We start from the raw sequence: 25,082 nt of genomic DNA, 5'->3' as shown, positions 1-25,082 counted from the left end.
GTGCGGCGCGCAATGCTGGCCCTGGTGCTCGTCCTGGCCGCGCTGACCGGGCCCGCCGCCGCGTTCGCCGCCGCGCCCCCGCCGGTTCCCGTCCCGGGCGCCATCACCGGAACGCCCTGCCCCGCGCACACCCGGCCCGTCGGGCAGCCCGAGAAGCCGGCCGCCACCGGTCTGCAACCGAAGCCCCCGGCCGAGCAGATGGACGCGCGCGGCGGCTGTGTACCGCTCGACGAGGGCGGCTGCCAGGCCCTCGGGCTGAGGGACGACCCGCTCACCACCTGCGTGTACGCCACCTTCAAGCACAAGTACTGCGACGCCGATCTCCTGCCCCTGCCCGGGATGGAGGTCTACTGCGAGAACGCCGACAAGGAGATGGCCGCGTGGTGCCAGCAGCACACCAACAGCACCCACTGCATGGTCGGCGCCAAGCACAGCCTCGCCGCCGCCCTGAAGAACCCCGGCGCCGCGATCGCCGATGAGGGCACCAGCCGGCTCGCCCACACCTTCTCCAGCGCGGCGAAGTGGGTCCTCGGGGAGATGGCCAAGGCGGTCCTGGAGGGGTCCGTCGTGGACCTGGACGCTGACGGGATCTCGGACACCCTCGCCCTGATGCTCCAGCTGTCCGCCATCATCGCGACGATCCTGCTGTGCGTGGAGGTCACCCGCACCTGCGTCTCGCACGAGGGCAAGGGGATCGCCACCGCCGTCACGGGCCTGGTCGAGTGGGGCCTGAGCTGCGCGGCCATGTACACCGTCACCCAGACCCTGATCTGGGCCGCCGACGACGTCTCCACCTGGATGATCCGCTCCTCCGGCCAGACCACCGACCAGTTCGTCGCCCGGATCAGCGGCCTGTTCGCCGGGATGGACGCCGTCTCCGAGATGGGTTGGCTGCTGGTGCTGGGCGTCGTCGGATGCCTGGTCGCCGGGCTGATGTGGATCGAGTTCATCTTCCGGCACGACGCCCTCGACCTCCTCGTCGTGGCGTTCCCCGTGTCGGCCGCCGGGGCGATCAGCGAGTTCACCCGGCAGTGGGCGCCGACCGCCCGCAAGGCCGTCTACTCGATCGTCATGATCAAGCCGGTCGTCGTGATCACCTTGCTGATCGGGGAGGGCATGGTCGGCGCGGCCACCACCGTCACGGGCGTCGTCGGGGGCCTGCTGGTCGTCGGCGTCGGTGCCGTCGCCTGGCCGGTGACCGCTCGCTTCATGCCGTTCGCCGGTGGGGGTTCCAGCGGCGGGTCGGTCGCCGGCGGCATCATCGGCGCGGTCGGCGGCACCGCGGCCTCGGCGATCTGGGGCCGCGGTGGCGGGGTTCCGTCCGGGAGCGGCGCGGCGCCGCCGGGGCCGGCACTGGCCAGGGCCCTGGAGTCGGACGACGCGGATCGGCGCAAGGCGGACGGCGGCCCGCGCTCCTCGGCCAGTAGCGCGGTGATGGCCGGGTTGATGGCCGCTCAGGGCGCGAAGGCGGGCACCGAGCTGGCCTCCGGCGGCCTGGACGCGATGGCCGCGCACGCCGGGCTCAGCTCCGGGCGCGACATGGGCGGATCCGTCAACCTGCCGCCCAGCCGTTCCAGTGAGGCCGCTCCCCCGGCCGGGTCGCCGGGCACCGCGGGGGCCCCGGCCGCTGCGTCTCCCGGTCGGGCCCCCGCCCGGTCGTCGACCGCGCGCCCCGGCACGGTAACGGCGCCGCCCGTTCCGGCTCCCGGTACGCCGCGTCCTGCCCCGGCCCGCCCGCCGCAGGTCCCCGCGCCGCCTGCTCCCCCGCAGCCCGGCCCGACGGACGTCCCGACGGCCTCCACCCGCCCGACCCCGGCACCGGTCCAGCCCCTGCCGGCCGACCCGCCACCAGGAGGTGAGGGAACGTGACGTCCCCCGAGGAGCCGGCGACGTACGGCGGTTGGCAGCGCGAGCGCGGCCCGTACCTGGGCGAGCTGAGCCTGGGCGGCCTGGTGACGGTCGCCGGTGCGGGCCTGGTCGCGATGCTGCCGGTCTACACCCACGCGTGGGCGGGCGAGATCGTCGCCGTGCCGGTCGCGCTGCTGCTGCTCGCGGCGGTCTACCTGCGGGTGTACGGCCTGACCGCGGCGGAGTGGGCGGTCCTCGCGGTCCGGTTCGAGGTTGCTGTCGTCAGGAGGCAGACGATGTTCTTCAGTGGTGCGTTCGCGCCCCGGCGGTCGGACGGTTCGCGGCGCACGGACCTGCCGGGTGTGCTGGCCCGCCTGGAGTTCCTGACGGTGCCCACCGGGGCCGGCCGTGAGATCGGGGTCGCCCACGACCCGCTGCAGGGCCACTACTCGGCGATCATGGAGGTGCGCTACCCCGGGATCGCGCTCGCCGACACCGCCCGGGTGAACACCCGGGTCTCCGGCTGGGGCGGCTTCCTCCGGGGGCACTGCGTCGAGGGCGGGCCGATCGTGCGGATCTCGGTCACCGACCGGTCCGCTCCCGAGGACGGCACCGCGCTGATGGCCTGGACGACCGGCCACCTCGACCGGGGCGCGCCCGCGGCGGCCCACGACCTGGTCACCGCTCTCGCCGCCGAGGCGGCGCCCGCGGCGTCCACCCGCCGCACCTACCTGACCGTCACCCTGGCCGCGTCCCGGGTCCGCCAGGACATCAGGAGCTCCGGCGGCGGCACCCTGGGGGCGACCGCCGTCCTGGTGCGCGAGCTGCTCGCCATGCAGGGCGCGATCGCCGCCGCCGACCTCCAGGTCGTCGCCACGCTGACCGTCGGCCAGATCGCCGAGGTGATCCGCACCGCCTACGACCCGGGCGAGGCGCCCGTGCTCGCCGCCCACGCGGCGGCCGCGTGCGCACCCGGGTGGGCCGGCACACCGCCGGGCGTGGACGAGTCGGCCGCCGGCCCCGCCGCGGCCGAGCAGCACTGGGGCCGCTACCGGCACGACAGCGGCGTCTCGGCGAGCTTCGAGGTCTACGGCTGGCCCGAGGGCCGGGTGTACGCGAGCGTGCTGACCCCGCTGATGAGCGCCTCCGGCAACGCCCGGCGGAGTGTCTCCCTGACCTACGAGTGCCTCGGTGCCCGTACTGCCCGGGCCACGCTGAGCCGCGAGCGCACCAAGGCCGACGTCAAGCGCCGGGTGCGCGCACGGGGCGGGCGGATCGAGTCCCTGGACGAGCGCAAGGCGCTGGTCGACACCCAGGACCAGGACCACGCCCGCACGGCGGGCCACGGCATCGCGCGCTTCACCGGTGTGGTCACCGTGACGGTCGACGAGCCTGGCGAGCTGGCGCTGGCGACCGCCCGACTGAAGCGCGACGCGTACACCTCCGGCCTTCGCCTGCGTGAGCTCTACGCCGCGCAGGACTCGGGTTTCGCGGCGACGCTGCCGCTCGGCCTGGGTCTGCCGGTGAAGCGGCGGGCGGTGATCTGATGGGCCGCCTGCGCGACTGGAGGCGCCGCGGGGACACCGACCTGCCCTCGATCGGCCTGCCGGACGTCCTGACGACCGGACCGGCGCCGGTTCCGGCCCAGCGCGGGCGGCGGGCACACCAGCGGCCGGCCGCCGCGGCGCCGACGCCGGTCCTGGGGTGGCCAGGCCCCCACGCCGGGAGGGCCGTACGGGTCGCGGCCCCCGAGGTCTACCGCTGCGACACCTACAACCTCGCCGGCCTCTACCCCTTCGGGGGCGGCTCGGCCCTGCCCGCGGTCGGCGCCTACATCGGCCACGACGTCCTGACCGGCCGGCAGTTCTCCATGCACCCGGGAGCGTGGGTCCAGCACAGGATCGTCTCCAATCCGGCGGTGCTGGTCACCGGCACCATGGGGGCGGGGAAGAGCGCGCTCATCAAGGCGCTGTCCACGAGGTTGGCGGCGTTCGGGGTGAAGGTGCTGATCGCCGGTGACGTGAAGGGCGAGTACGGGCGGGTGTGCCGCTGGCTCGGGTGCGAACCGCTGGAGCTCGGCCCCGGCCTGCCCGGGCGCGTCAACCCCCTGGACGCCGGCTCGCTCGGCGACGGGCTGGAGCGCGTCACCGACCCGGTGGAGTGGCGCGAGCGCCTGACGGAGATCCACCGGCGCCGCCTGAGCCTGCTGTGCACGCTGCTGGAACTGCAGATGCGCAGGCCGCTGACGCCGGAGGAGACGGAGGCGATCTCCGCCGCGATCAAGGAGGTCACCGGCCAGCTGAGCGGCAACACCGTGCTGGCCACCCCGACGCTGCGGGCCGTGCACGCCGCCCTGCGCGACCCGAGCACCGGGATGGCGCGCGAACTGCGGATCCGGGGCGAGGACATCCAGGCCACCCGGGAGGCGACCAGGGCGTCCCGGGCGGCGCTGGCCACCATGCTCGACGGGCACGTCGGCGACCTGTTCAGCACGGCGGAGACCTCCACCAGCCGCATCGACTGGTCCGCGCCGATGGTCAGCATCGACATCTCCCGCACCCGCGCCTACGGCGACGAGACCGTCGCCATGATCATGATGTGCATCTCCAGCTGGACCCAGGCCGCGATCGACCAGCCCGGCGGGCCCCAGCGCCTGGTCGTCAGGGACGAGCTGTGGCGCGCGCTCCAGGTCGGCGGCGCCACGGTGATCCGCAAGCTCGACTCCGACCTCAGGTTGCACCGGGCCGACGGGGTCTTCGACCTCGCCGCCACCCACCGGTTGTCGGACTTCGAGGCGGTCGGCCCGGCCGGGTCCGAGGCCGTGATGATCGCCCAGCACATGGTCTCGTCGTTCGACACCAAGATCACGATGGCTCAGGACGTCCGCTCCCTGGGCGCGATCCGGGACGCGGTGGGCCTCACCGAGCCGCAGGTGGAGCTCGTCTCCGGCTGGGGCCGCGCGCACGCCGGGCGGGGCCTGTGGATGCCCGGCCGCTCCGGCGCCTATCCGGTCCAGCTCCACCTCACCGAGAAGGAGAAGGAGCTGTACCACACGGACGAGCGGATGGCCCTGTGACGGGCGACCAGCGCTCCGAGCCGACCTGGGCCGCGACCGTGCTCGGCGCCGCGGTGCTGTGGCTGCTGTCCTCCGGTGTGCTCGCCGCCCGGGCCGCCGCCCTGCTCACCGGGCACTCCTGCCGCCTGGTCGGCGGCGCCGGCCTCGCCGCCGTCACCTGGCCGTTGCGCGGCCCGGGCGCGGCCTTCGCTCCGGCACCATCGGGCTGGCTGTGGTGGCCGCTGCTGGTGCTGATCTGGTCCGGCCCGGTCGCGGGCGGGACGTGGCTATGGATGCGCCGCGGCACCGACCCCGGCACCGATGGCGCCCGCTGGGGCGGCCGGGCGACCGAACGTCGGCTCCGGGTAGCCGACGAGCCCGGCCTGCGTCGCAACCGCATGGCCTTCGGCCGCAGCAAGGGCCGCCGGAACTGGATCCTCGCCGCCAAGGAGAACATCAGCGCGACGGTGTTCGGCCTGCCCGGCAGCAGCAAGACCACGGGGCTGGTGCTGCCGATCGCCGCCGAGTGGTACGGCCCCTGCGTGATGACCACCGTCAAGGCGGCCGACCTCGACGTGGTGTACGCGCGGCGGGCGGCCCTGGGCCCGGTGCACGTCGTCGCCCCGGCCGGCCTGCCCGACCGCCCCACCGCCCGCTGGTCCCCCGTCGACTACTGCGCGGACGCCAAGGCCGCCGACCGGATGGCCGGCTGGCTGGCCGACGCCGCCTCCACCGCGGGCGACCCGCGGTCCGGCCCCTGGGTCGACCAGGCCAAGGCCGTCGTCAAGGGCGTGCTGCTGGCCGCCAACCTCGCCGGCGGGGACATCACCACGTTCCGGCGCTGGCTCGCGCTCGCCGACGACGCCGTGGACGAGGTCCGCGAGATCCTGGTCGACGGCGGCCACCCCGACGTCGCGGACGACTACGCCGCCGCGTTCGCCCTGCACCCCGACGGCGTCGGGAGCATCAGGTTCACCCTGAGCGTGATCACCAAGGTGTACGCGGACGAGGAGGTCCGCGCCACCGCCGCTGCCAGCGACTTCACGGCCGAGGAGGTCCTCGACCGGTGCGCCACCGTCTGCCTGATCGCCAGTGAGGCCGACGGCGAACGCTTCGCGCCGCTGCTGACCGCGATCACCGCGAGCATCGTCCACGCCGCCCAGGCCCGCTACCAGCGCACCGGCCGCCCCCTCGACCCCGCGCTCGGCCTCGTCATCGACGAGGCCGGCAACTGCTTCCGCTACAAGGCCTTGCCGAGGCTGCTGACCGTCGGACGCGGCATCGGCATCACCGTGCTGACCGTGTGGCACGACCTCAGCCAGCTGATCGGCGTGCTCGGCCGCGAGGCCGCCAACACCGTCATGAACGCCTCCGGCCTGCGCATGCTGCTGCCCGGCAACGCCGACCCCGAGACGCTGAAGGCCTTCACCAACCTGCTCGGCCGGGCCCTGGTGAAGAGGAAGTCCACCAGCAGGGGAGGCGGCGGCAGCTCCACCTCCGAACAGCTGGTCGAGACCGACCTCGCCCCCACCCACGTGCTGCGGGAGCTGCCCGACTTCACCGCGATCGCCGTCTACGGCAACCAGCGCCCGGTGCGGGTGAAGCTCCGCCGCACCTACGCCGACCCGGACCTGATCGAGCTCCTCGCCCGCAGGCCCCTCCCGCCCCTCTGCGCCACCGCGGACCCGGTGCCGCTGGTGATCCCGCCGAGGCCGGGCCACCCGCCCACCGCCGCGGTCCCGCTGGACAAGCCCTCCTGACGAAACGAGAACACCGTGTCCGAGACCTACACCGACCTGACCGACGACGGCCTGGACCCGGCCGATCCATGGGCGGACGTCCCCGAACCCGACCTGGCGCCCGTGCCACGGATCGTGCTGCGCGACATGGAGCCGGAGGAGCGGCGCTCCCGGCTGGAGGAGCTGGGGCACTGGCTGCGCTGGCTGGTGGAGGTCAACCCGGAGGCCCGGGCCTCGGTGCCGCCCTGCTGGCACCGGCACGAGGACGTCATCGAGGTCGTCCTCGCGCTGCAGATCGGATGGGTCCGCTCCTACACCTGCCCCAGCCCGGGCCGCGACACCGCCGAGGCGGACTGGCTGATCACGGCGAACAACCTCCTCCCGACCACCCGCCGTCCGAAGTGCGCCAACGGGCACGCCGACCCGGTCTCCCGGCCCTGGGGCGGTCCGGACGAGGAGACCCTGCGGCAGTGGCTGGAGGAGCCCGGCGGCCTCGGCACCCGCGAGCGCGAACACCCCAGCCCGGCCCTGGCGGCCGAGCTGAACAGCGACGAGCCGCCGCTGTAGTGCACCGGATCCGACGACACCCTGCCCGCCCGCCGAGGTCCGGTGGAAGCCGGCCCCCCCAGAGGAGCACCTGATGCCACCCGAGCCCGCCGAACCGCCCTACAGCGTCTTCGACGACCCGGCGTACGAGATCGTCGAGTCCCGGAGAGTCGGTGGGAGCACCTATGTGCGCGCCTACCGGCGCGGAACCGGGGAGGAGTCCCTCTGGGTCCACCGCGGCGAGGAGTCCGAGGAGCTCATGACCGGCGGCGGGGCGTTCCGGCCCCATGACGCCTACCTCGCGATGACCGGACCGAACGCCCCGACCTCGCTCTACGAACAGCTCGTCAAGGAAGGCGACCTCTGGGACGTCCAGGTCCGCGACCACGAGAGGTGGGAACGCGAGCGCGAGCGGGCCGACGACGAGGCGGCCCTGCACGGCCTGGACACGGGGCCCGACGACGACGGCATGGCCCGGGCCGAGGACGACGGGGCCGCCGCCCCGAAGCTCCGTTCCTCCGACGATGGTTGGGTGTCCGACGCGCTGGCACTCACCGCCGACATGCCGCAGGAGCAAGCCGCGCTCCTGCGGGACCGCCTCGGTGTGCTGACAGCGGCCCCGCGGGACGTCCGGCACGAGCCCGCCCCCGACGACGCGGCGCACGCCGGGCTCTCGCCCGAGCAGGCCCTCGCCGAACTCACCTCCGCCATCGAGACCGTACGGGCCCGCGCGGAGTGGTGGCTGGCGCTGCCGCAGTGGGCACAGGTCCAGTCGGTCCAGGCGGCGGCCGTCGGGGCCTGGGCAGCCGTCAAGGAGGCCATCGGGCAGCAGACGGTGCTCGCCGGCGGTGAGTACCGGGCCACCCGGCTCCTGCGGGGGATCTGCGCCGCGGCCTGCCGGTCGGTCGCCCGCCACGCGGCCGACCTCGCCCACGACCTCACCACCCGCGGCTACGGCGGCACGCCCGCCTGGACCGCGCTGCGCGCCTTGTCCCGGCGGGCCGGAACGCTGGCCGCACAGGTCCTCGGCCGTCCCGTCGACCGCGCCACCGCCCGACGCCTGGCCGCACTCGACGCCGAGGTCGCGGCCGTGGCCAAGGCGGAGCGGGCCGACCGGCGCGCGGTGCTGGCCGACGGGGCCGACCGGGTCGCCGCGGCCTTCGCCGCCTGGGCCGGCACACCGATGGGCCGCCGGCTCGCGCGTTCCGCCCATCCGCGCGTCGCCGCGCTGCGCAGGGCCTGGCAGGGGATCCCGCGCCCCGGCGTCGAACCGGCGCCGGTGGCACGCGCCTACGCCCGGCTGGCGAGGGCGGCCCGCTCCCTGGCCGACGCCGCCCGCACCGCGCGCCGGTTCCGCAGCGCCGACGTGGCGGTGCTGGACGCCGTCACGCGGGCCGCGGACAAGCACACCCGCCGGATCGCGCCCGCCGCCGGCCTCACCCCGCCCCCGCCCGCCGTCCGGCACGCCCCGTACGCGAGCAGGCAGGGAGCGACCGGCGGCTCCCTGCTGGTCGCGGACGCGCTCAGCGCGTGGACGGCGACCGAGATGGGCGGCCACCTGCGCGGCTCCCGGCACCCCCGGGTGGCCGCGTTGAGGGCGGCCTGGAGGAACCTTCCCCCGGTCGGTCTCCCCGACGGCCCCGCCGCAGGAGCCCGGACCTACGACCAGGTCGCGGAGAGGGCGAGGGCCCTCGCAGAAGCGGCTCGCGCCTCCGGCCGCTTCCGGCCCGGCGACCTCGCGTGCCTGGACACCCTCGCCCTGGCTGCCGCCGTCCACGCGGGCCGACTGGCCGCGACCGCCGGAACCGTGCTGTCTTCCGGGGCGGGCACGCCGACGATGCCGGCCCACCGGGCGGCGGTGCGGCTCGACGGGCCGTCACAGCGGGCACCGCGCATGGCGGTCTGAGCTCCCGTTCCCGAGCGGTCGGGCCGAACCGGCCGGGGAGGTGACCGGCCGGAAGCACCGATGTCCTTGGACAGCGAAGTTGGTCCGCTCCGGGCTGGTGACGTACACGGACTTGATCGGTTGTCATGGAGGACCGTTGGCGCGGGCTGGGTGTGCGGTCCTGGCGTCATGCTGATCCGAAAGGCCGATGCCGCGTAGGCGTCCGAAGGCCGTCCGTGCTGAGCGATGGCGGCCACGCAGGAATGTTGCGGTGCGCCGGATTCGGGGTGTCTCCGCGCGGACGCGTGCAGCGGTCCGGCGAGTCGAAGACGAGCGGCTGTGGACCAATGCTGTTGCTGACGCGTTGTCCCGCTTCGAGTGGGTATTCAAACAGCCGGGCTGCTACCTGAACGCATCCCAGGTCTGGCAGCCCGGCGTAGAGGTCGAGTATGCCCGTGATGACCTTGTCCGCGGGCCGTGGCACGGTCCGGCGGAATCGCTTGATCCTTTGTATCCGAACACTACCCGGCGCGGTTTACTTGGAGCGGGTCTCGCCGGGGTTCCCCCTCGCGCTCCGATCACGAGGGCCTCGGCCACCGGCGGATGGTCGAGCCGGGCCGCCGACGCTTACAGCTGTTCGGCCGCTGGCTCCCCCCTCCTGGCCCTGCTCCGCCTCTCCGAACCAGGGCGCGTACCGCCGCCTGCTGCCGCAGCGCCTTCTGCGGCAGGCAGCAGGTCGCCGTCGGCGGCCTAGGCGATGAGTTCCAGGGCGAGGGCGGTGTCGGGGGCCAGCGTGGCGCGGTGCTTGGCGGGGCCGGGCTGACGGACGCCGAGGACGGCGAGCTCGGCGAGCAGGTTGTCGGCCCGGACGTGGGCGCCGGCCCAGCGAGGCGGTTCAGCCGCCCCGGAGGAAAAACCGGCGTCGACTGGGCGTGCGCTGCGACACAATCTCAGGATGATCGGCAACCGGATCACCTATCGCACCGTGGACGGCGTCCGCATACCCGGAACCTGGCGGCACGTCTTCATCCGCAACAGCTACTACTTCCTCACCGACCTCTTCATCTACGCCGACGGGCTCATCGACTGCTGGGGCCTGGTCACCATCGAGGAGTTCGAGGAGAAACTGCGCACCGGATGGGTGGCCACCAGCCTCCCGGAGGGCGCGGAGGCATCCGCGCACGACCTGGCGCACTGGAAGTTCAGCGAGCCGCAGAGCTGGCAGACCCCTGAGCTGCTGCTCGCCGAAGTCCGCGACACCATCGACCAGCTGAACGGGCGGCCCGACTCGACCGGCCGCTGCCTCGCCGCCGTCGATGCCTTCCTCGCTGACCGGACCGAGGAGAACCGGGCCGTTGCCCGCACCGCGTTCCTCGCGATCCCGGAAACCCAGCGCCGCTACGCGCTGGGCGACATGGACCGCAAGGACCAGCCGCTGCGGGTACTGGTGGCAGGGCCCGGAGGCCGGACCTACCTGTCGTTCGACGGAACGGTCACGCAGAAGGACTACGACAGTGCTCTCGCGTACTTCGAGGAGCGGGCCCGCTGGACGGCCGAGCGGCCCAAGCGCGGCCCCGCGGACGGACCAGTGACGTCCCATGCTCCGGCGGTCCACGTAGCCCAGACGTTTCCCAGGGAGCCGGTGGACGATCCCGGCAAGGTCGGCCTGCGCAACGACTACCCCGCCCCGATCACCGTGGGGGAGGCCGGCTACCCCTCCGTTGCCCATGCCTACTGGGCTCTGTCGGTTGCTCAGCCCGAGGTCCGGGGCGCGATCGCGGCGGCGGAAAGCGCCTCCGCGGCGCGCAAGCTCGCGGCCGAGGCGCCTCGCCGCGAGGGCTGGGAACATGTCCGGACCGCCGTCATGACGCGCCTGCTGCGCGCCAAGTACGACCAGCACCCCGGGCTGGCCGAGATTCTGCTGTCGACAGAAGACGCCACCGTGATCTATGATGACATGGAGTCGGCGTTCTGGGGCAACAACGCCGGCCGAGGGCGCAACTGGACAGGGCGTCTCCTCGAACTGGTCCGCTCCGAGCTGCATGCGCGGCGGACTGAGATCCCGGGGTTGTGACCGGACCAGGCGAGTGGCTCTCGAGAACCCTGACTGGCTTTATAGGTGAGTAGTGGGCAAAGCCACTACGGCCGGTAGGAGGGCGGGACACCGTCGTGGGGCAGGCGTTGGCCGCACCGGTGCACCGCCTGCGGCCGGCTCAGCCCGGCCTGCCAGCGCACGGCGGTCTCCCGTTTCTCGGCCCGGCGCCGCCGGACGGCGGGCAGGCGTTCGGCCGCCTCGCGTGCGCGCTCGCCGGCCCGCATCGCCGTACGCGCCTGCTGTTCCTCCCGCAGGGCACCGACCCGCACGCGCAGGCGAGCAGCCCGGTCGCGGTACTCGTGGGCGGTGCGGTGGTGGTGCCGGGCGTCCTGGTCCGCGATCCGGCGCAGGTGGTCGCGGTAGGCCTCGGCGGAGCCGCCGACCCGTGCCCACAGGTCCAGTGCGGCCTCGACGCCGGCGGGGTCGCCGATGTCGGCGAGCGCCTGGGCGCGGAGGAGCCGGTGGTGGTGCTCGGCCTGGAGCAGGGCCTCGAACTCCGCCTGCCGGGTGCGCCGCAGCTCGACGAGGTCTTCGCGCTCCCCGCCCGGGAACGCGGGCCGGCCGGACGGGTCGGCGGCGGCGAGTTCGGCGGCCAGGTGAGCCCGGCGCCGGGTCAGGTCGGCGAGTACGGCATCGGCCGCCCGCAGCCGGGCGGCGCCGGTGACGCGGGCGACGAGCGCCCGGACCTGCTGGTCGATGCGGCCGCCGTCGCGCATCCGGGCCTCGGCACGGGCGGCACGGTCCTCGGCGTCGGCCGCGGCCCGGTCCAGGCGCGCGGCACGGTCGAGGGCGGTCCGCAGGGCCGCGCCGAGTTCGGCGTCCGACCAGCCGCCGAACGGGCGTTCCCGCCAAGCGGGAGCGCCGGCCGGGACGAGGCGCTGCCGGTCGGGGCGGTCGGCGGGCTGCCGGGCACGAAGCTGTTCGACGGCCCGGCAGCGGTCGGCTTCGGCCCTGGCCCGCAGGCCGTCGGGGGCAGTACGGGCCCATCGCCGTTCGGCGGCGGCGAGCGCGTCGGCGGCCCGGTCGGCCAGGACGGTGTGCGCGTCTGCGCGTGCCTGCAGGGCGGCTGCGCGGGCGCGCTGGTCGTCGGTGGCGGCCGTCCGACCCGCGGCGGCGGCGCGGACCCGCTCGTCGTCGGCCTGTTGCTGTGCGCGGGCGGCCAGGCGCCGGGCCGCGTGGACGGCGGCCAGCGCGTCGGCGGCCTCGGCCGCTTCGATGCGGGCGGCCCGTCCGCGTGCGGTGGCCCGCCGTCGCTGCTCCTCGTCGACGACGGTCGGGGCCGGACGGTTCTGCCAGGCGGTGACCGCCTGCCGGGCGAGGTCGTGGTCCGCGGCCTGGATCGGCTCCTCGGGACGGTCGCCGAGCGCCTGCGTCTCGTGTCCGTGGTCCCACAGGCCGCGGTAGGCGGCGACGAGCGCCGCCGCCGTGTCCCAGAGCGGGCGGTGGGGGTGGGCCGGGGCGGGTGCGGGGCCGAGCACATCGAGCCAGGTGGGGCCGGTGGCGGCGAGTTCGGCGGCGTGCTGCTGCTCGTCGGGCAGGAGCTGGGCTGCACGCCACAGGCCTCGCTGCTCGGTGCGCGCGGCGGTGGGGGCGTCTCCGGTGGCGCGGGTGGCGCGGAAGCCGGCCAGATCGCGCCAGGCCGCGGCCGCCGCGATCCGGTCGGCCCACGGGCGGGCCCGGTCGGCGTCCGTGGGTTCGGGCCCGTAGGCGGCCGCCCAGCCGGTGCCGGTGTGGGCGTTCGCGCGGGCGCGGGCGGCGAGGCGTTCCGCCCGGACGGTGGCGTGGGCGGCGAGGTCGTGGACGAGGGTGACGCGCCGGTCGCCGGGGTCGGCGTCGGGCAGCACCAGGCCCATCGCCTCCAACAGTGCGGCGCCGGACCGGGCGGAGGGCGGGGCCCAGTAGGTCGGGGCGGTCGCGGGGCGGGGCGCGCCCTCGGGCAGGCGGAAGCGCTCACCGTGGTGCTCGACCAGGGCGTCGAGGCGGGCGACCACGATGGCCGCCAGGTCGCGCAGCGGCCGGCCGGTACGGTGGTCGGTCTCGTTGCCCCGCTCGTCCGCCCAGACGGCGCGCAGGAGCCGGTCGGTGTCGTAGCCGTCGTCGGCCAGGCACGCGCACCGGGCACGCAAGGCGGGCCAGGCCTCGGCGGCGGCCAGGCGGGCGGCGGCGCGGCCTCCGAGCAGTGCGGCGACCGCCTGCTGCGCGGCTTCGGCGTTGAGTTCGTCGAGGACGTGGACGAGGCGGCTGGTGGAGGTCGCGAGGGACTGGGCCCGCTCCTCCTGGCGGCGGGCGGTGGCACTCGCGGAGAGCTGGGTGCCGTCGCGTTCGACGACGGCGTGCCAGATCTCGCGGGCGGTGTGCGGGTGGCCGGGTTCGCCGCTGTCCTCGTCGGGGGGCTCCTGGGTGACGAGGTAGGCGTGGTTGCCGTAGCGGCCGCGGGTGAGGGCCGGGTAGGCGCCGTTGCGGTTCCAGCCGGTGCCGAGCAGGGCGCGGCCGACGTCGACGGTGACGCCCTGGCAGCGCGCGGAGGTGATCGCGTAGCCGAGGTCGACGGCGTCGGCGACGTAGGCCGGGGGCAGGGTGACGGTGCGGCGGGTGCGCTGGTGGCGCACGGTCAGGGAACCGTCGGCGCCGACGGCCTCGACGCTCCAGGTGTCGCCGTTGCGGACCCACTGGCGCCGGTCGGCGGTGGCCAGGCGGCGGTCGTTGACCCGGGTGACCACGATGTCGCCCGCGCCGACGCGCCCGCGGTCTCCGAGGTCGGCCGTGCGCCGGTCGTCCACCAGGCCGCGGGCGATGCGGTCCTCGCGGGCGAGGCGGGACAGCTCGGCGACGGCGGCACCGGTGGCGGCGATCATGACGGAGGTCAGTCCGTCCTCGACGTCCCGCCGCCAGTCCTCGAAGAGCTGCCGCATGACCGGGGCGGCCGGGCCGGAGTGGATGCGCCCGCGCAGGTCGTACGCGTCGAAAGCGTCACCGGCGTCGCCGACGGACAGCAGGCGGGCCGCGTCGACCTCCCACTGCCGGACCCTGCCACCCGGGTCGCGGAAGCGGCGGACCTCGGTGAGGCGGACGACGGCGCCGGGAACGGTCTCCTCGATGTCGGCGAGCGCTCCGCCCGCTCCTGGCGAGCCGAGCTGGCGCGGGTCGCCGATCGGCAGCAGCCGCCCGCCGGCCTGCCGGACCTGGCCGAGCAGCGCGGCGAGATCGGTGGTGGAGGCCTGGCCGGACTCGTCGACGATGACGATCGTGCCGGGCTGGAGCGTCCAGTGGCGCAGGCCCCGCCCGTACCGCTCGGACATGGTCCGCCACCTGGCGATGTTCTCCGCCCGGATGCCCGCCTCGGCGGCCAGCAGGTCGGCCTGGACCTGGCCGCCTGCCAGGCCGATGACGGGGATCCCGTGGGCCTGCGCGACCTCCCTCACCAGGCGCATGATCGTGGTCTTGCCGGTGCCCGCGGGACCGACCACCCACGTGGCCCGGGTGTCCGCTCCGAAGATCCGGCGGACCGCCTCGCGCTGCTCGTTGGACGGCGCGAAACCGCGCCCGGCCTCGCCGGCCGCGAGCACCCGGTCGACCTGCCCGGTCGTCAGGCGGTGCACCGGCACGGGCGTCGTGGACGCCTCGGCAAGGCTTCGCTCGGCGGCCCGGATGCCGTGGGAGGTCCACACCCGGGCGCCGACCTCGGCGAACAGCGACGGACGGTCGTCGGAGCGGGCGTACCGGGCGGGGAGGGGGACCGCGTCGGGCGGGGTCAGCAGCTCGCACCGGACGGGGCTGAGGACGCCGTCGACGACGCGGACGAGGACCCGGTGGTAGTCGTCGAACAGGTGGGCGCCGAGCGCGGTGAGCCGTCGGCACGCCTCGGCCTCGACGTTGGCGCGCGTCCAGGTGGCGCGGTGGCTCTCCAGCTCGGCGAGCACCGCGTCGATCGCCTTCGGGACGACCATCGGGTCGGGGCCCGGTGCGGGGTGGGTGGCGGAGGTACGGGCGGCGGCCCGCAGCAGCTTGTCGGGGCGCCTGATGCCGTACGCCTTGGCGCGGCGGCGCCACTGCCGGCGCTCGCCGTCGACAGTGGTCGCGGTCTTCGCCGGACGTGACTCGAGGGTGGCGGCCTGGGCCAGCTTGTACTGCTCGGCGCGCTCGGGCGCGCGGCCCTCCCGGACCGTGAACTGCGCGATCATCCGGGCCAGGGCCCGCTCGGTGGCCTCACGGCGCTGGGAGAACCCGCGCACCGCACTCAGGGGCACCCCCAGGAACTCCCGCACCGGCCGCTTCGCGGGCCGGATGCTGTCCTGGCGCGCCCCCGCGCGGATGCCGAACTCGGCGTGCATCTCGCGTTCCAGCTCGGCGGTGTAGGCCTCCGAGAGAGCGACCGCGATCCGGTGCAGATGGCGCGCGTCCAGGGCCAGCCAGCGGCCGTCCTCCACCCGCACCTTGCTGCTGATCGCCAGGTGCCGGTGATACGCCGGATCGGCCGCCCGGCTGCTGCGGTGGACGAACACGCAGGCAATGAAACCCCTGGCACGGACCTGCACCTGGGAGGCGGGCGTCGGGCCGGTCCGGGTGATGCAGGCCTCGCGCTCGACACGCTCGAAGACCCGCCGGAACGCGCGCTCCTCGACGGCCTCCAGCCGGGCCCGCTCCTCGTCACCGGCGCACCCCCACAGCACGCTGAAGCTCTTCACCGGGGAGAACACCATCTCCCACCCGCACCGGGCGGTCCGGTTGCCCTCCTTCTCGGCCTTCGCCCGCAGCTGAAGCAGCCGCTCCTCGGTGGCGTCCGGCTCGGCGGCGGCATACCTCTCGTACAGCTCGTCGGCGCTCGGGTAACGGCTCCAGGACCGGCCGAGGGGGCTGCCGTCGACCGGGCTCAGGGCGTCCTTGAACAGGGCGTCGGCGGCCTCCTGAGTGACCCGCCGGCCTGCGATGCCGAGTTCGGCGGCCTGCGCCCCGAGCCACACGCCGGGGGTGTCACCGCCACCCTCCCAGTGGGCCGCCAGCGACCGCGTACCGATCCTCACGTCGTCGCCGGCGACGGTGGAGAGCAGGTAGTCGATGCCGCTGCCCGCACTGATCGGGTGAAGGGTGATCACCGGCCGACCCCGGCGCCGTCCCGACGCACCGCAGCGCCGGCGACGTACCGGTCGCTCGGGCGGCCGACGGAGCAGGGCACCTGGCGCGCTCCTTCGGGATCAACGGCGGATAGCAAGAGGTGTGCTGTCCTTGATCAGGCTAGTTGCTCGTTCGCTCTCGCTTCGGCATCTCGTCCGTGTCCGCTGCTCTTCCTCGATCGTCTCTCACCCCTCCTGGTCGTCGCTCCGTCGCCTTCCGATCTGCTCGTGATCGGGCACTTCCGGAACACGTATTCCTTCTGCCGAGCGACAACACGAAGCGGCTCACCCGAAGGTGCTGTACTCGGGCAAGGTGGGACGCCAGGATCGCGCCATGACCTCACACAGGAACGAGCAGATGATCGACCGGCGCGCCACCCTGAAGCGACGCCAGGAACAGGAACGCGAGGACCTCCGGCAGCGGCAGAGCCGCCAGACCTCCGCCCTGACCGCGATCGACAGGGCCAAGGAGCGAGTCGAGCTGGCCCAGGGAGAGCTCGCAAGGGAACTGGAGAAGGCCGTGCCGCTCTTCGACGGCGACATCGAGGAACTCGCGGAGACGGCCGGGATCCCCAAGCGCGATGTGCAGGCCGCGCTGAAGGGCCGGAAGGAAATCTCCGCACGCATGGCGAAGCTCGCCTTCCCCTCCCCCGCAGCAGCGCCGGCGAGTGGCGAAAGCCAGGACGCGGAACCCGAGCCGGCCGACGCCTGATGACCGAGGCTCCTCAACCCGCGCACGCCGCCCGATCCGCCTCCGTCCGCACGGCCTGACGGAGGCACTGCCCCGAACGCCATCGACAGCCTCGCGGCGGCCTGCCCCGACCGCATGACGCCCTCAACGCGCGGGCTCACCGCCGGCCCCGGCACCACCTACGACGAAGGGCGACCGGCGAAACTCGCTGTCCGCCGACACCGGCACCCGAACCGCGTCAAGGACAGCCACCGCCTGGGCCACGCCCTGTGCCTCCCGCATCACGTTTCCGCACCTCCGCGACCGCCTCCGAGGAAGGTCCGGCCCGACCACCATCGCCGTCCCCTGCCGCCACCAGGCCGAGTAGGCCGCAGCCCCGTCCTGACTCGCGTATCAGGACCTCCCTCAGGCCGACGGCCCCAGACAGCCATCGGCGAAATGACCCGCAAGCACGTGGCCTGCTGTCCACTACTGACGGGGCGTCATGCCAAGGAGTATCGGCAAGGCACCCGCCCCGCGAACACGGGGCAAATCAGAAGCCGACCAACAGCTCCCTCTGCCAACTCAGAACCGCCTCCGCGCTTGCGGGGAGGACCTCGCACCCCCATCGGCCGGGGCGGAAGATCGGCTGACCCCCGCGCCTGCGAGGAGGACAGCTCAGCGCGCCGTGCCGGGGGTTTGGGGTGCGGCTGACCCCCGTGCGCGCGGGGAGGACCGGCCACAACCGAGTACCGACCCGCGTTGTGTGAGGGGTTCAGCGAGCGTCTATCAAGCGGAGGGGTTCGCGCTTCGTGGGTTGACCAGAGTGAGGATGTTGGCGTCGGAGTGTACGCGCCCGGCATACTCCGCTGCTCGGGCCTGGGTGGAGGCGTAGTTCAGGCGCTCCTGCTGCTTGCGCAGGCGTTCCTCGCAGTTGTCCAGGATCTCACCCCAGCGAACGACCCGGATACTGACCCTGCCGTCGTCCTGCAGCCGTCCGTCGGACAGGTTGCTGGCGTTGATCTGCCATTGCGCGGCGGGGGCGATTTCGTTACCAACGAGCCAGAAGTCCCATTTCACGTCCTGATCGTGGCGGAAGCGCTGATCGTTGGTGACGGTGTAGGCGTAGCTGCGGACCTGGGTGATCTCCTTGTCGGTCAGCGTCAGGTTCGGGCGTTTCAGTTCCACGACCAGGTGCCGCTTGTCGTCGCCTGCTCCTACGACGGCGGAGAGCATGAGGTCGAGCCGTCCGCTGCTGCCGTCCGCCCGCCGGACCTGCTGCGGGGGCCGTCGGGTCGGCGTCCCGCTCGCCTCGTCGAGCATGCTGAGATGCCGTTCGAGTGCTTCAGTCAGTCCGATCTCGGAGACTGCCGAGGCGTACTGGTCGCCGAAGACCCACAGCTCCTTCTCCAACATCCGGTGCAGTTGGTCCTTCTCCCGCAGGGCCTGGCGGGAAGCATGTCCGAAGAGGAGGGTGCGCAGCAGTGTCAGGAAGTCAAGGCGATCGATGGTCTGGGCGTTGGTTGCGATCAGATTGGACAGCGGGGTCTTGTCGACCAGTTCCTCCAGTTTCTCCTTCTGGGCCTGGCTGAGGTTGAACAGCTCGTCGAGTACGCGCGGCATGGCCGTGGGCTGGCGTCGCAGGGCTTCGCGCAGGAGCACCATCTGGGTACGCTTCACGGCTTTTGCGCCCTGGATGTGTCGGCTGATCAGGGTGGCGACCTCGTCGAAGGTGGTGCGCTCGGCAGTCTCGACCGGGCTGCCGGCCTCGCCGTTGTAGGGGTAGATCTCCTCCTCGATCCACTGTCGGACCTGGTCCTTCGTCCGTTCACGCTCACGTTCACGGAAGTAGGAGCGCAGCCGGGTGCGAGCGGCCTGCACCGCCATGCCCAGTATCGAGTCGGTGTGCTCGAACTCCCCTTCTAGGGAGTCGTGGTCAGTCAGGCCGGCGAACTGTTCACCGAGGACGTAGGCAGTGAAGTGGAAGTCCGGCGCCTGAATGCCTGCGGCGAGGGTGAGGCGGTGGACACCGATGCTGTCGCAGATCAGCAGTTCCCGCTTGGGGGGCTTGACCCGCCACTCGACGATGCGCAGCATTGGCGGCTCGCCCGCCGTCCAGGCTCCGACGTCGAGGGGTTCGGTGAACTCCTTCAGTACTGCCTCGGCGGGGTTCAGCGCGGTGCCGCGCCAGAGGATCTGCACTGCGGGGTACTTGTTCAGGTAGATCGCGAACCGGCTGTTCAGGGCGGTCAGTGTCGCCTCGCTGTCCAGCAGTCGGGTTTTGCGTTGCGCCTCTCCTGTGATGCGGATCGTTGTCCCTGTGTCCGCAGTCGAAGTGCCCTGGCTGTCCAGGTTGAAGATGCTGCTGCCGTCGTTGAAGTTGATGGTGATGCACTCGCGTGTTCCGTCCGGGCTCTCGGCTACGGAGGACCATTGGGCCGTCGAGCCCAGCGCCAGGACCCGGAAGCGGCCGTAGCCGTTGCGGCCGTGTAGCTGCCGACCTCCGTGTGTGCCTGGAGCAGCGCGTTTCCAGGAACCGCCCATCCCGCTGAAGGCGTCGGTGGCGGACGCACTGGGAATTCCGTGCCCGTTGTCCCGGATGATCACAGCGGCAAGTCCGCCGAGGTCGTTGAGTTCAAGATCGATCTCGACACGGGTTGCATCGGCGTCGAGGCTGTTCCAGACCAACTCTTCGACCGCTCCGACGGGATCGGTCCGACGTGCAACCTTCTCGATGAAGTCGGGCTTTACTTCAACCGGAATCCGCATTGCAGCAATATGGCACAGCCCGACGACTTGTTGGCAGTTGCCCAGCAGGCGGGCGCTGGCTCTCGCTGGCGACTGTGTCCTCCGTACTGCGTCGCCCGTGGGCGGCTGACCCCTGCGAGCGCAGGGAGAACGACCAGCTGCCGGAGCGGTCGCGTCAAGTGGTCGGCTGACCCCCGCAGGCGCGGGGAGGACTAGGCGGTCAGGATGCGGCCCTGGTCGTCGACCGGCTGACCCCCTGTCGGCAACGACTCAAAACGGGCCGGTTCCAGCGGTTCAGTTGTGGGCCAGTCGTGGTCTCGCTGGATGGATGGTGTGTGTCAGTCGTTGTCGTCGGTGGGGACGTGTCCGAGTTCGCGTCCTCGCATGCGGTAGGACTCGCCTTTGAGGGAGTGGACCTCGGCGTGGTGGACGAGCCGGTCGATCATGGCGGCGGCGACGGTCTCGTCGCCGAAGACCTCTCCCCAACGCCCGAACGGCTTGTTCGAGGTGACGATCACGCTCGCCCTCTCGTATCTGTTCGAGATCAGCTGGAAGAACAGGTTCGCGGCCTCGGCCTCGAAAGGGATGTAGCCGACTTCATCAACCACGATCAGCGGGTAGCGGCTGAGCTTGACCAGTTCGTCCTGGAGCCGGCCGGCCTGGTGGGCGGCGGCCAGGCGGTCGACCCACTGGGCGGCGGTCGCGAACGCGACCCGGTGCCCGGCCTGGCAGGCCCGGATGGCGAGCCCGGTGGCCAGATGTGTCTTGCCCGTCCCGGGCGGGCCCAGAAAAATTGCGTTCTCCCGGGCTGCTATGAAGTCCAATGTTCCCAGATGAGCGAGTTGCTGGCGCGTCAGCCCGCGCAGGTGCGCGAGGTCGAGGTCCTCGATGGTCTTGATGGCGGGGAAATGCGCGGCGCGGATGCGGCCCTCTCCGCCGTGGCTGTCGCGGGCGGCGACTTCGCGTTGCAGGCAGGCGACAAGGTATTCGAGGTGGGTCCAGGACTCGGCCTGGGCGCGTTCGGCCAGGCGCTCGGCGGCGTCCAGCAGGGCGGGGGCCTTCATCGCGCGGGCGAGGAAGACGAGGTCGGCGGCGGTCTGCCGGCCGGTGCGGGCAGCGCGTGTATCGGGTGGACGGCCGCTCTTGGCGGTGGTGGTGTTCTGGCTGATGGGGGCGGTGGTCGGGGTCATCGGGGGTCCTCCTTTCCGGCTCCGCCCTCGATGAGGGTGAAGATACGGTCGTAGGTGGCCAGCTCGCGCTGCTCGACCTCGACGCCGAGGCCGTCGGGCGCCAGGAGCCGGGCCTGGGCGGTGCGTGCGCGGGCGGGCCGTTGCTGCCGGACCTCCTCGCGCAGGCGGTGGGCCGCGGCGGCGTGCTCGGGGTCGGTGATCGACTGGTGGCGGGCCCAGCAGCGGGCATGGCGGGCCACCACGTCGTCGCCGCAGGTCACGGTGATCTCCTCGGTGTCGGCCCGGACGGTGACGAGGCGGCCGATCGCGCGGGGGTGGACGGAGTAGTCGTTGGTGTCGACGCGGATGTAGTGGTCGCGGCCCAGGCGGGTGCGAAGCGGCCACCAGGTGGGCGGGTCGACGGGCGGGACGGCCAGCATGGCCGCCTTGTCCGTCTCCCAACGGTCGAGGGGCCGGGCGTCGATCGCGCGGTGCCGGCGGCGGTTGGCGTTCTGCAGCCATGCGGTCAGCTGGGTGTTGAAGTCTCCGGGTCCGGCGAACGTGCGTCCTGGCAGGAAGGAGGTCTCCAGGTAGCCGTTGGCGCGCTCGACCAGACCCTTCGCCTCCGGATCGCGGGGCCGGCAGAAGTGGATCCGGATGGCGAGCAGACCCGCCAGGGCGGCGAACTCGCTGGTCGGCCGGCCCCTGCCGACGCCCGGTTCGTTGTCCCAGACCAGCGTCTTCGGAACGGCGCCCCAGCCGGTCAGCAGCCGCCAGTGCCCGTCGATCAGATCGTTGGTCTGCCGCGAGGGCAGCATCCTGGCGGTGATCATCCTGGAGTAGCCGGAGACGATGACCAGCACGGGCGGACGGCCGCTCTGGCCGTAGCCGAGCGGGATGTCCGCCTCCGGGAACCACAGGTCGCACTGGGCCAGCCCGCCGGGCTCGTAGACCGTCCGCGAGACCGGGTCGACGGGAAGGTAGGCCGGCCGCAGCTCGCGCACCCGCTCCCGCAGGATCGACAGCCCCCGGTCCCAGCCGATCCGCTCGGCGATCACCGTGACCGGCATCGTCGGGGTCTGCTGCAACAACTCGCGGACCGCCGGCTCCACCGCATCCACCGCCGAGCCCTTCAACGGCCGCTGGTAGACCGGCGGTCGATCGGAGCCCAGGGCCCGCGCCACCGTGCCCCGGGAGATCCCCAGCTGCCGGGCCACCGCCCGCGCCGACAACCCCTCGGCCCGATGCAGCCGACGGATCTCAGCCCAGTCCTCCACTCCGATCACCTCTTTCCTCCTGACTCCCGTACCCATGAAGTCAGGATCATCAAGAGATCACGAAGTGACCCGCTTTTGATCCGCTGTCCGTGGTCCTCGTTTCAGGTTCTGGATCACTTTCAGTGCTGATGTGACTGATCGTCATTGCCTGTGCCGGGAACGGGTGCCGGTCACACGGCGAGGAGAACGCGCTTGCATAGGAGGTCCAGGCCCGCGCGGCCGAACATCTGCCGCTTCAGCATCTTGATCCGGTTCACCTGCCCCTCCACCGCCCCCGAGCTGAACGGCAGACTCAACCCCGCCACCACCGCCCCAAGATCAGAACCGATCCCGTTCACAAACGACACCAACTCGGGCGGGCCGCCGGCCTTAACCTGGTCGATCCAGCCGGCCAGCTGGTCGCGGCCGGTGCGGGCGGTCATCATCTCGGCGAAGGTCCGGACGTGGTCGGCGGTGACGTCGAGCTGTGGGCAGCGGGTGAGAATGCCCTTGAGCTTGAGGGTCTCGTCGGTGGTGAGGCTGTCGGGGTGACGGGTGATCCAGGTGGTCACGTCGCGGACCGAGGGCGGCCGGGTGGAGCGATCCTGTGGCTGGGCGCCGGATCGCAGGGGTCGCAGGTAGTCGCGCAGAACCGTCAGGCCACCGGTGTAGCCGGCGGCCTTGATCTCGTCGAAGAGCGTCTTCGCAGTGGTGCAGCCCTCCTGCCATCGCTGGTGGAGGTAGGGCTTGTAGTCGTCCAGGACACTGGTGCGGCCCTGCCACTTGCCGACCACGAGCTCCTCGGGGGCGGCGGCGTGGGCGAACCTGCGCACCGTTCCGCGGGCCAGGCCCAGTCGGCGGCTGATCTCCCGCCGGGACAGGCCCTGGTCGAGGAGGGTATGCACAGCCTGGTGCCGTTCGCGGGTGCGGTCCGCGTAGCGGTGGGCGCCCCGGTCTGCCTTCGCGGTCGTGGTGATCAGTTGCAGTTTGGCGAGGGCTGCCGCGGATTCCTCAGGGGTGGGGACATGGGCGGGTTCGCGCAGTTGGGTGGAGTGCCGGGTGACGCACGATCCACGGCTTCGGTGAGGTTGTGGAACAGGTGCCAGCGGTCCGCGACCTGGACCGCGTTCGGTGCGCCGAGGCGGGCTCCTTCGGCGTAGCCGGTGGCGCGGTCGCGGCAGATGACCTCGACGCCGGGGTGCTCGGTCAGCCAGTGGGCGAGGGTGGCGGCCTCGCGGTCGGGCAACAGATCGACGGGGCGACGGGTCTCGATGTTGATCAGTACGGTGCCGTAGACGTGTCCCTTGCGCAGGGCGAAGTCATCGACTCCAAGTACTCGCGGTGTTGGCGTGTGAGGGTCGGGCATCGCGCGGATCAGCCGCAGCAGCGTCGAGCGGCTGACCTTCGAGCTGAGGACGTCGGACAGTCGGGCGCCGGCTCGGCCAGCCAGCATCAAGGCCACCGCCTGCAGGATCGTGTGCAGCCGCAGGCTCCGCCGCCCGTGGCGGAAGGTGAGCCCGGCGACCTGCTCGACGAATGTCGCCCGGGGACACAACGTCGCGGGGCAGCGGAAGCGCCGGACCTGCAGTTTCACGATGACTTGTCGGCCACCGACTGCCGAGTCCGCCAACCGGCGCTCGTAGCGGCTGTGGACCCGACGTGATCCGGCGCCGCAGGCCGGACAGACCGCCTCGGGCGCCCGCGCGCCGGCCGCGACGGTCACGGTATCGCTGCCGATCTCGATGTTCGCTATCTCCAGGTCGTCCAGGTCTGGGAACAGGACTTCCTGAGCATCCACCTTGTTCACGGCCATTGATCATCACGCACGTGGCGCCGTCCCATTCGGAGACCACCGAAAGTGATCACACATCGTTGGTGTCGTTTGTGAACGGGATCGGTTCTGATCTTGGGGCGGTGGTGGCGGGGTTGAGTCTGCCGTTCAGCTCGGGGGCGGTGGAGGGGCAGGTGAACCGGATCAAGATGCTGAAGCGGCAGATGTTCGGCCGCGCGGGCCTGGACCTCCTATGCAAGCGCGTTCTCCTCGCCGTGTGACCGGCACCCGTTCCCGGCACAGGCAATGACGATCAGTCACATCAGCACTGAAAGTGATCCAGAACCTCGTTTCACCCGTTGCCGACATGAGGATTCCGGGTGCCGCCGCCCTCGATGGTGGCTCCTCCCCCGGCCCCGCCCACACAGGCCCAAACACCGCCCAGGCCTTCAACGGTGTCCGCGGAGAACGGTGTCGTGGCCGTCTGCCACGATGGGCGCTGCTCCTTGACACCTCGACAGGCCGGCCCGCCTCGTGTTCCTCGGCAGGCTGGTCAAGGCCTGGCAAAGCCGTCAGAACGATGCAGGTCGCGAAGGGTCTTCCCCGCGAGCGCGGGGGTCGGCCGTCCCGGACAGTGCCCGGGGGGCAGGTCACCGGTCGATGGACTCTCTCCCGGCGGGGGATCTGGCCCGGCTATCGTGTGGGCATGACGTACCGGGTGCAGTACACCGTCGAGGCGAGGGCGACGTTCGATGCCCTGCCCGCTGACCGGCGCGACCTCCTGGACCGCGCGCTCACCGTTCTCGCCCGCGATCCGTACCACAAGACGGCGACGGCGCCGCTCGGCCCGGACGAGCACCTGCGCAAGGCGTACGCCGCGCCCGGTGTCGTGGTGGAGTTCATGGTCGCCGACCATGTCCTGGTCGTCGTCGTACTCCAGATCTTCGACGAACTCCAGTACCTGATCGACGAGGCCGACGCACGCTGAACAGCCCGCCGCCCACGGGACACGGACCGGAGCACCCTCCTTTCGTCCGCCCAGGGGCCGAACCAGACATCGCCCGGGCATCCGACAGCGATCGCCATCATGGCCGTCTGCGCGACGGACGCTGCTCCTTGACACCTCGACAGGCCGGCCGGACTTGCCCTCGGCAGGCTGGTCAAGAAATGGCAAAGCCGTCAGAACGGT

At 72.7% G+C, this 25,082-nt stretch carries 17 protein-coding genes; 10 read left to right on the top strand and 7 right to left on the bottom strand.

The annotated features are described in order from the left end of the window. From ACFCY1_RS22855 to ACFCY1_RS22830, 6 genes are all read left to right on the top strand, one after another. Positions 1-1,869 carry a hypothetical protein gene (locus ACFCY1_RS22855; RefSeq protein WP_375875820.1) on the top strand — a complete coding sequence of 623 codons (1,869 nt, stop codon included), beginning with the start codon at positions 1-3 and terminating at the stop codon, positions 1,867-1,869. Continuing rightward, positions 1,866-3,395, top strand: a complete 1,530-nt coding sequence (locus tag ACFCY1_RS22850) for an SCO6880 family protein (protein WP_375875819.1) — start codon at positions 1,866-1,868, stop codon at positions 3,393-3,395. Before ACFCY1_RS22855 ends, ACFCY1_RS22850 begins: the two co-directional genes overlap by 4 nt. Next, positions 3,395-4,924 (top strand): type VI secretion protein, encoded by a 1,530-nt coding sequence (locus ACFCY1_RS22845; protein ID WP_375875818.1) that lies wholly within the window; start codon positions 3,395-3,397, stop codon positions 4,922-4,924. The genes ACFCY1_RS22850 and ACFCY1_RS22845 overlap by 1 nt, the downstream gene beginning before the upstream one ends. Next, complete coding sequence (locus tag ACFCY1_RS22840; RefSeq protein ID WP_375875817.1) at positions 4,921-6,663, top strand: type IV secretory system conjugative DNA transfer family protein; 1,743 nt, start codon at positions 4,921-4,923, stop codon at positions 6,661-6,663. Before ACFCY1_RS22845 ends, ACFCY1_RS22840 begins: the two co-directional genes overlap by 4 nt. A 15-nt stretch (positions 6,664-6,678) precedes the next feature. After that, positions 6,679-7,209 carry a hypothetical protein gene (locus ACFCY1_RS22835; RefSeq protein WP_375875816.1) on the top strand — a complete coding sequence of 177 codons (531 nt, stop codon included), beginning with the start codon at positions 6,679-6,681 and terminating at the stop codon, positions 7,207-7,209. Between the two features lie 73 nt (positions 7,210-7,282). Next, complete coding sequence (locus ACFCY1_RS22830) at positions 7,283-9,094, top strand: hypothetical protein (RefSeq protein ID WP_375875815.1); 1,812 nt, start codon at positions 7,283-7,285, stop codon at positions 9,092-9,094. A gap of 729 nt (positions 9,095-9,823) precedes the next feature. Here ACFCY1_RS22830 and ACFCY1_RS22825 read toward each other — a convergent pair. After that, a complete protein-coding gene (locus tag ACFCY1_RS22825; protein WP_375875814.1) occupies positions 9,824-10,021 on the bottom strand; it encodes a hypothetical protein in 198 nt (65 codons plus the stop codon). 7 nt (positions 10,022-10,028) lie between these two features. Here ACFCY1_RS22825 and ACFCY1_RS22820 point away from each other — a divergent pair, with 7 nt between their 5' ends. Next, positions 10,029-11,147 (top strand): NADAR family protein, encoded by a 1,119-nt coding sequence (locus tag ACFCY1_RS22820; protein ID WP_375875813.1) that lies wholly within the window; start codon positions 10,029-10,031, stop codon positions 11,145-11,147. A gap of 65 nt (positions 11,148-11,212) precedes the next feature. Here ACFCY1_RS22820 and mobF read toward each other — a convergent pair whose 3' ends face one another. Further along, entirely contained in the window at positions 11,213-16,261 is a 5,049-nt protein-coding gene (gene mobF, locus ACFCY1_RS22815; protein ID WP_375875812.1) for a MobF family relaxase, read from the bottom strand. A 352-nt stretch (positions 16,262-16,613) separates the two neighbouring features. Between mobF and ACFCY1_RS22810 the strand changes: the two genes are divergently transcribed. After that, complete coding sequence (locus tag ACFCY1_RS22810) at positions 16,614-16,991, top strand: hypothetical protein (protein WP_375875811.1); 378 nt, start codon at positions 16,614-16,616, stop codon at positions 16,989-16,991. Between the two features lie 747 nt (positions 16,992-17,738). Here ACFCY1_RS22810 and ACFCY1_RS22805 read toward each other — a convergent pair. From ACFCY1_RS22805 to ACFCY1_RS22785, 5 genes are all read right to left on the bottom strand, one after another. Then, on the bottom strand, positions 17,739-19,718 hold the full coding sequence (locus ACFCY1_RS22805; protein ID WP_375875810.1) for an ATP-binding protein: 1,980 nt from the start codon (positions 19,716-19,718) through the stop codon (positions 17,739-17,741). A 317-nt stretch (positions 19,719-20,035) separates the two neighbouring features. After that, positions 20,036-20,887 (bottom strand): IS21-like element helper ATPase IstB, encoded by an 852-nt coding sequence (gene istB, locus ACFCY1_RS22800; protein ID WP_375875809.1) that lies wholly within the window; start codon positions 20,885-20,887, stop codon positions 20,036-20,038. Beyond that, positions 20,884-22,152, bottom strand: coding sequence for an IS21 family transposase (istA, locus tag ACFCY1_RS22795; protein ID WP_375875808.1), 1,269 nt, complete (start codon positions 22,150-22,152; stop codon positions 20,884-20,886). The genes istB and istA overlap by 4 nt, the downstream gene beginning before the upstream one ends. A gap of 161 nt (positions 22,153-22,313) precedes the next feature. Continuing rightward, a complete protein-coding gene (locus ACFCY1_RS22790) occupies positions 22,314-23,027 on the bottom strand; it encodes a transposase (protein WP_375875807.1) in 714 nt (237 codons plus the stop codon). A gap of 71 nt (positions 23,028-23,098) precedes the next feature. Then, entirely contained in the window at positions 23,099-23,929 is an 831-nt protein-coding gene (locus ACFCY1_RS22785) for an ISL3 family transposase (protein ID WP_375875805.1), read from the bottom strand. A 20-nt stretch (positions 23,930-23,949) separates the two neighbouring features. Between ACFCY1_RS22785 and ACFCY1_RS22780 the strand changes: the two genes are divergently transcribed. Together ACFCY1_RS22780 and ACFCY1_RS22775 are read left to right on the top strand one after the other, a co-directional pair. Beyond that, positions 23,950-24,174, top strand: coding sequence for a hypothetical protein (locus tag ACFCY1_RS22780; RefSeq protein ID WP_375875856.1), 225 nt, complete (start codon positions 23,950-23,952; stop codon positions 24,172-24,174). Positions 24,175-24,599: 425 nt separating this feature from the next. Then, entirely contained in the window at positions 24,600-24,881 is a 282-nt protein-coding gene (locus ACFCY1_RS22775; RefSeq protein ID WP_375875803.1) for a hypothetical protein, read from the top strand. Positions 24,882-25,082 lie beyond the last annotated feature (201 nt).

This window comes from Kitasatospora sp. NPDC056273 (assembly GCF_042268845.1).
Taxonomy (GTDB): domain Bacteria; phylum Actinomycetota; class Actinomycetes; order Streptomycetales; family Streptomycetaceae; genus Kitasatospora.
Note: the sequence above shows the minus strand (reverse complement) of the source record. Positions and strands in the feature narration are given on the sequence as shown.

Bases quoted from the DNA above. Each gene is read 5' to 3' on its own strand.
- ACFCY1_RS22775 (WP_375875803.1), top strand. From the start codon at position 24,600: ATGACGTACCGGGTGCAGTACACCGTCGAGGCGAGGGCGACGTTCGAT.
- istB (WP_375875809.1), bottom strand. From the start codon at position 20,887: ATGACCCCGACCACCGCCCCCATCAGCCAGAACACCACCACCGCCAAG.
- ACFCY1_RS22830 (WP_375875815.1), top strand. From the start codon at position 7,283: ATGCCACCCGAGCCCGCCGAACCGCCCTACAGCGTCTTCGACGACCCG.
- ACFCY1_RS22820 (WP_375875813.1), top strand. From the start codon at position 10,029: ATGATCGGCAACCGGATCACCTATCGCACCGTGGACGGCGTCCGCATA.
- ACFCY1_RS22805 (WP_375875810.1), bottom strand. From the start codon at position 19,718: ATGCGGATTCCGGTTGAAGTAAAGCCCGACTTCATCGAGAAGGTTGCA.
- ACFCY1_RS22810 (WP_375875811.1), top strand. From the start codon at position 16,614: ATGACCTCACACAGGAACGAGCAGATGATCGACCGGCGCGCCACCCTG.
- ACFCY1_RS22845 (WP_375875818.1), top strand. From the start codon at position 3,395: ATGGGCCGCCTGCGCGACTGGAGGCGCCGCGGGGACACCGACCTGCCC.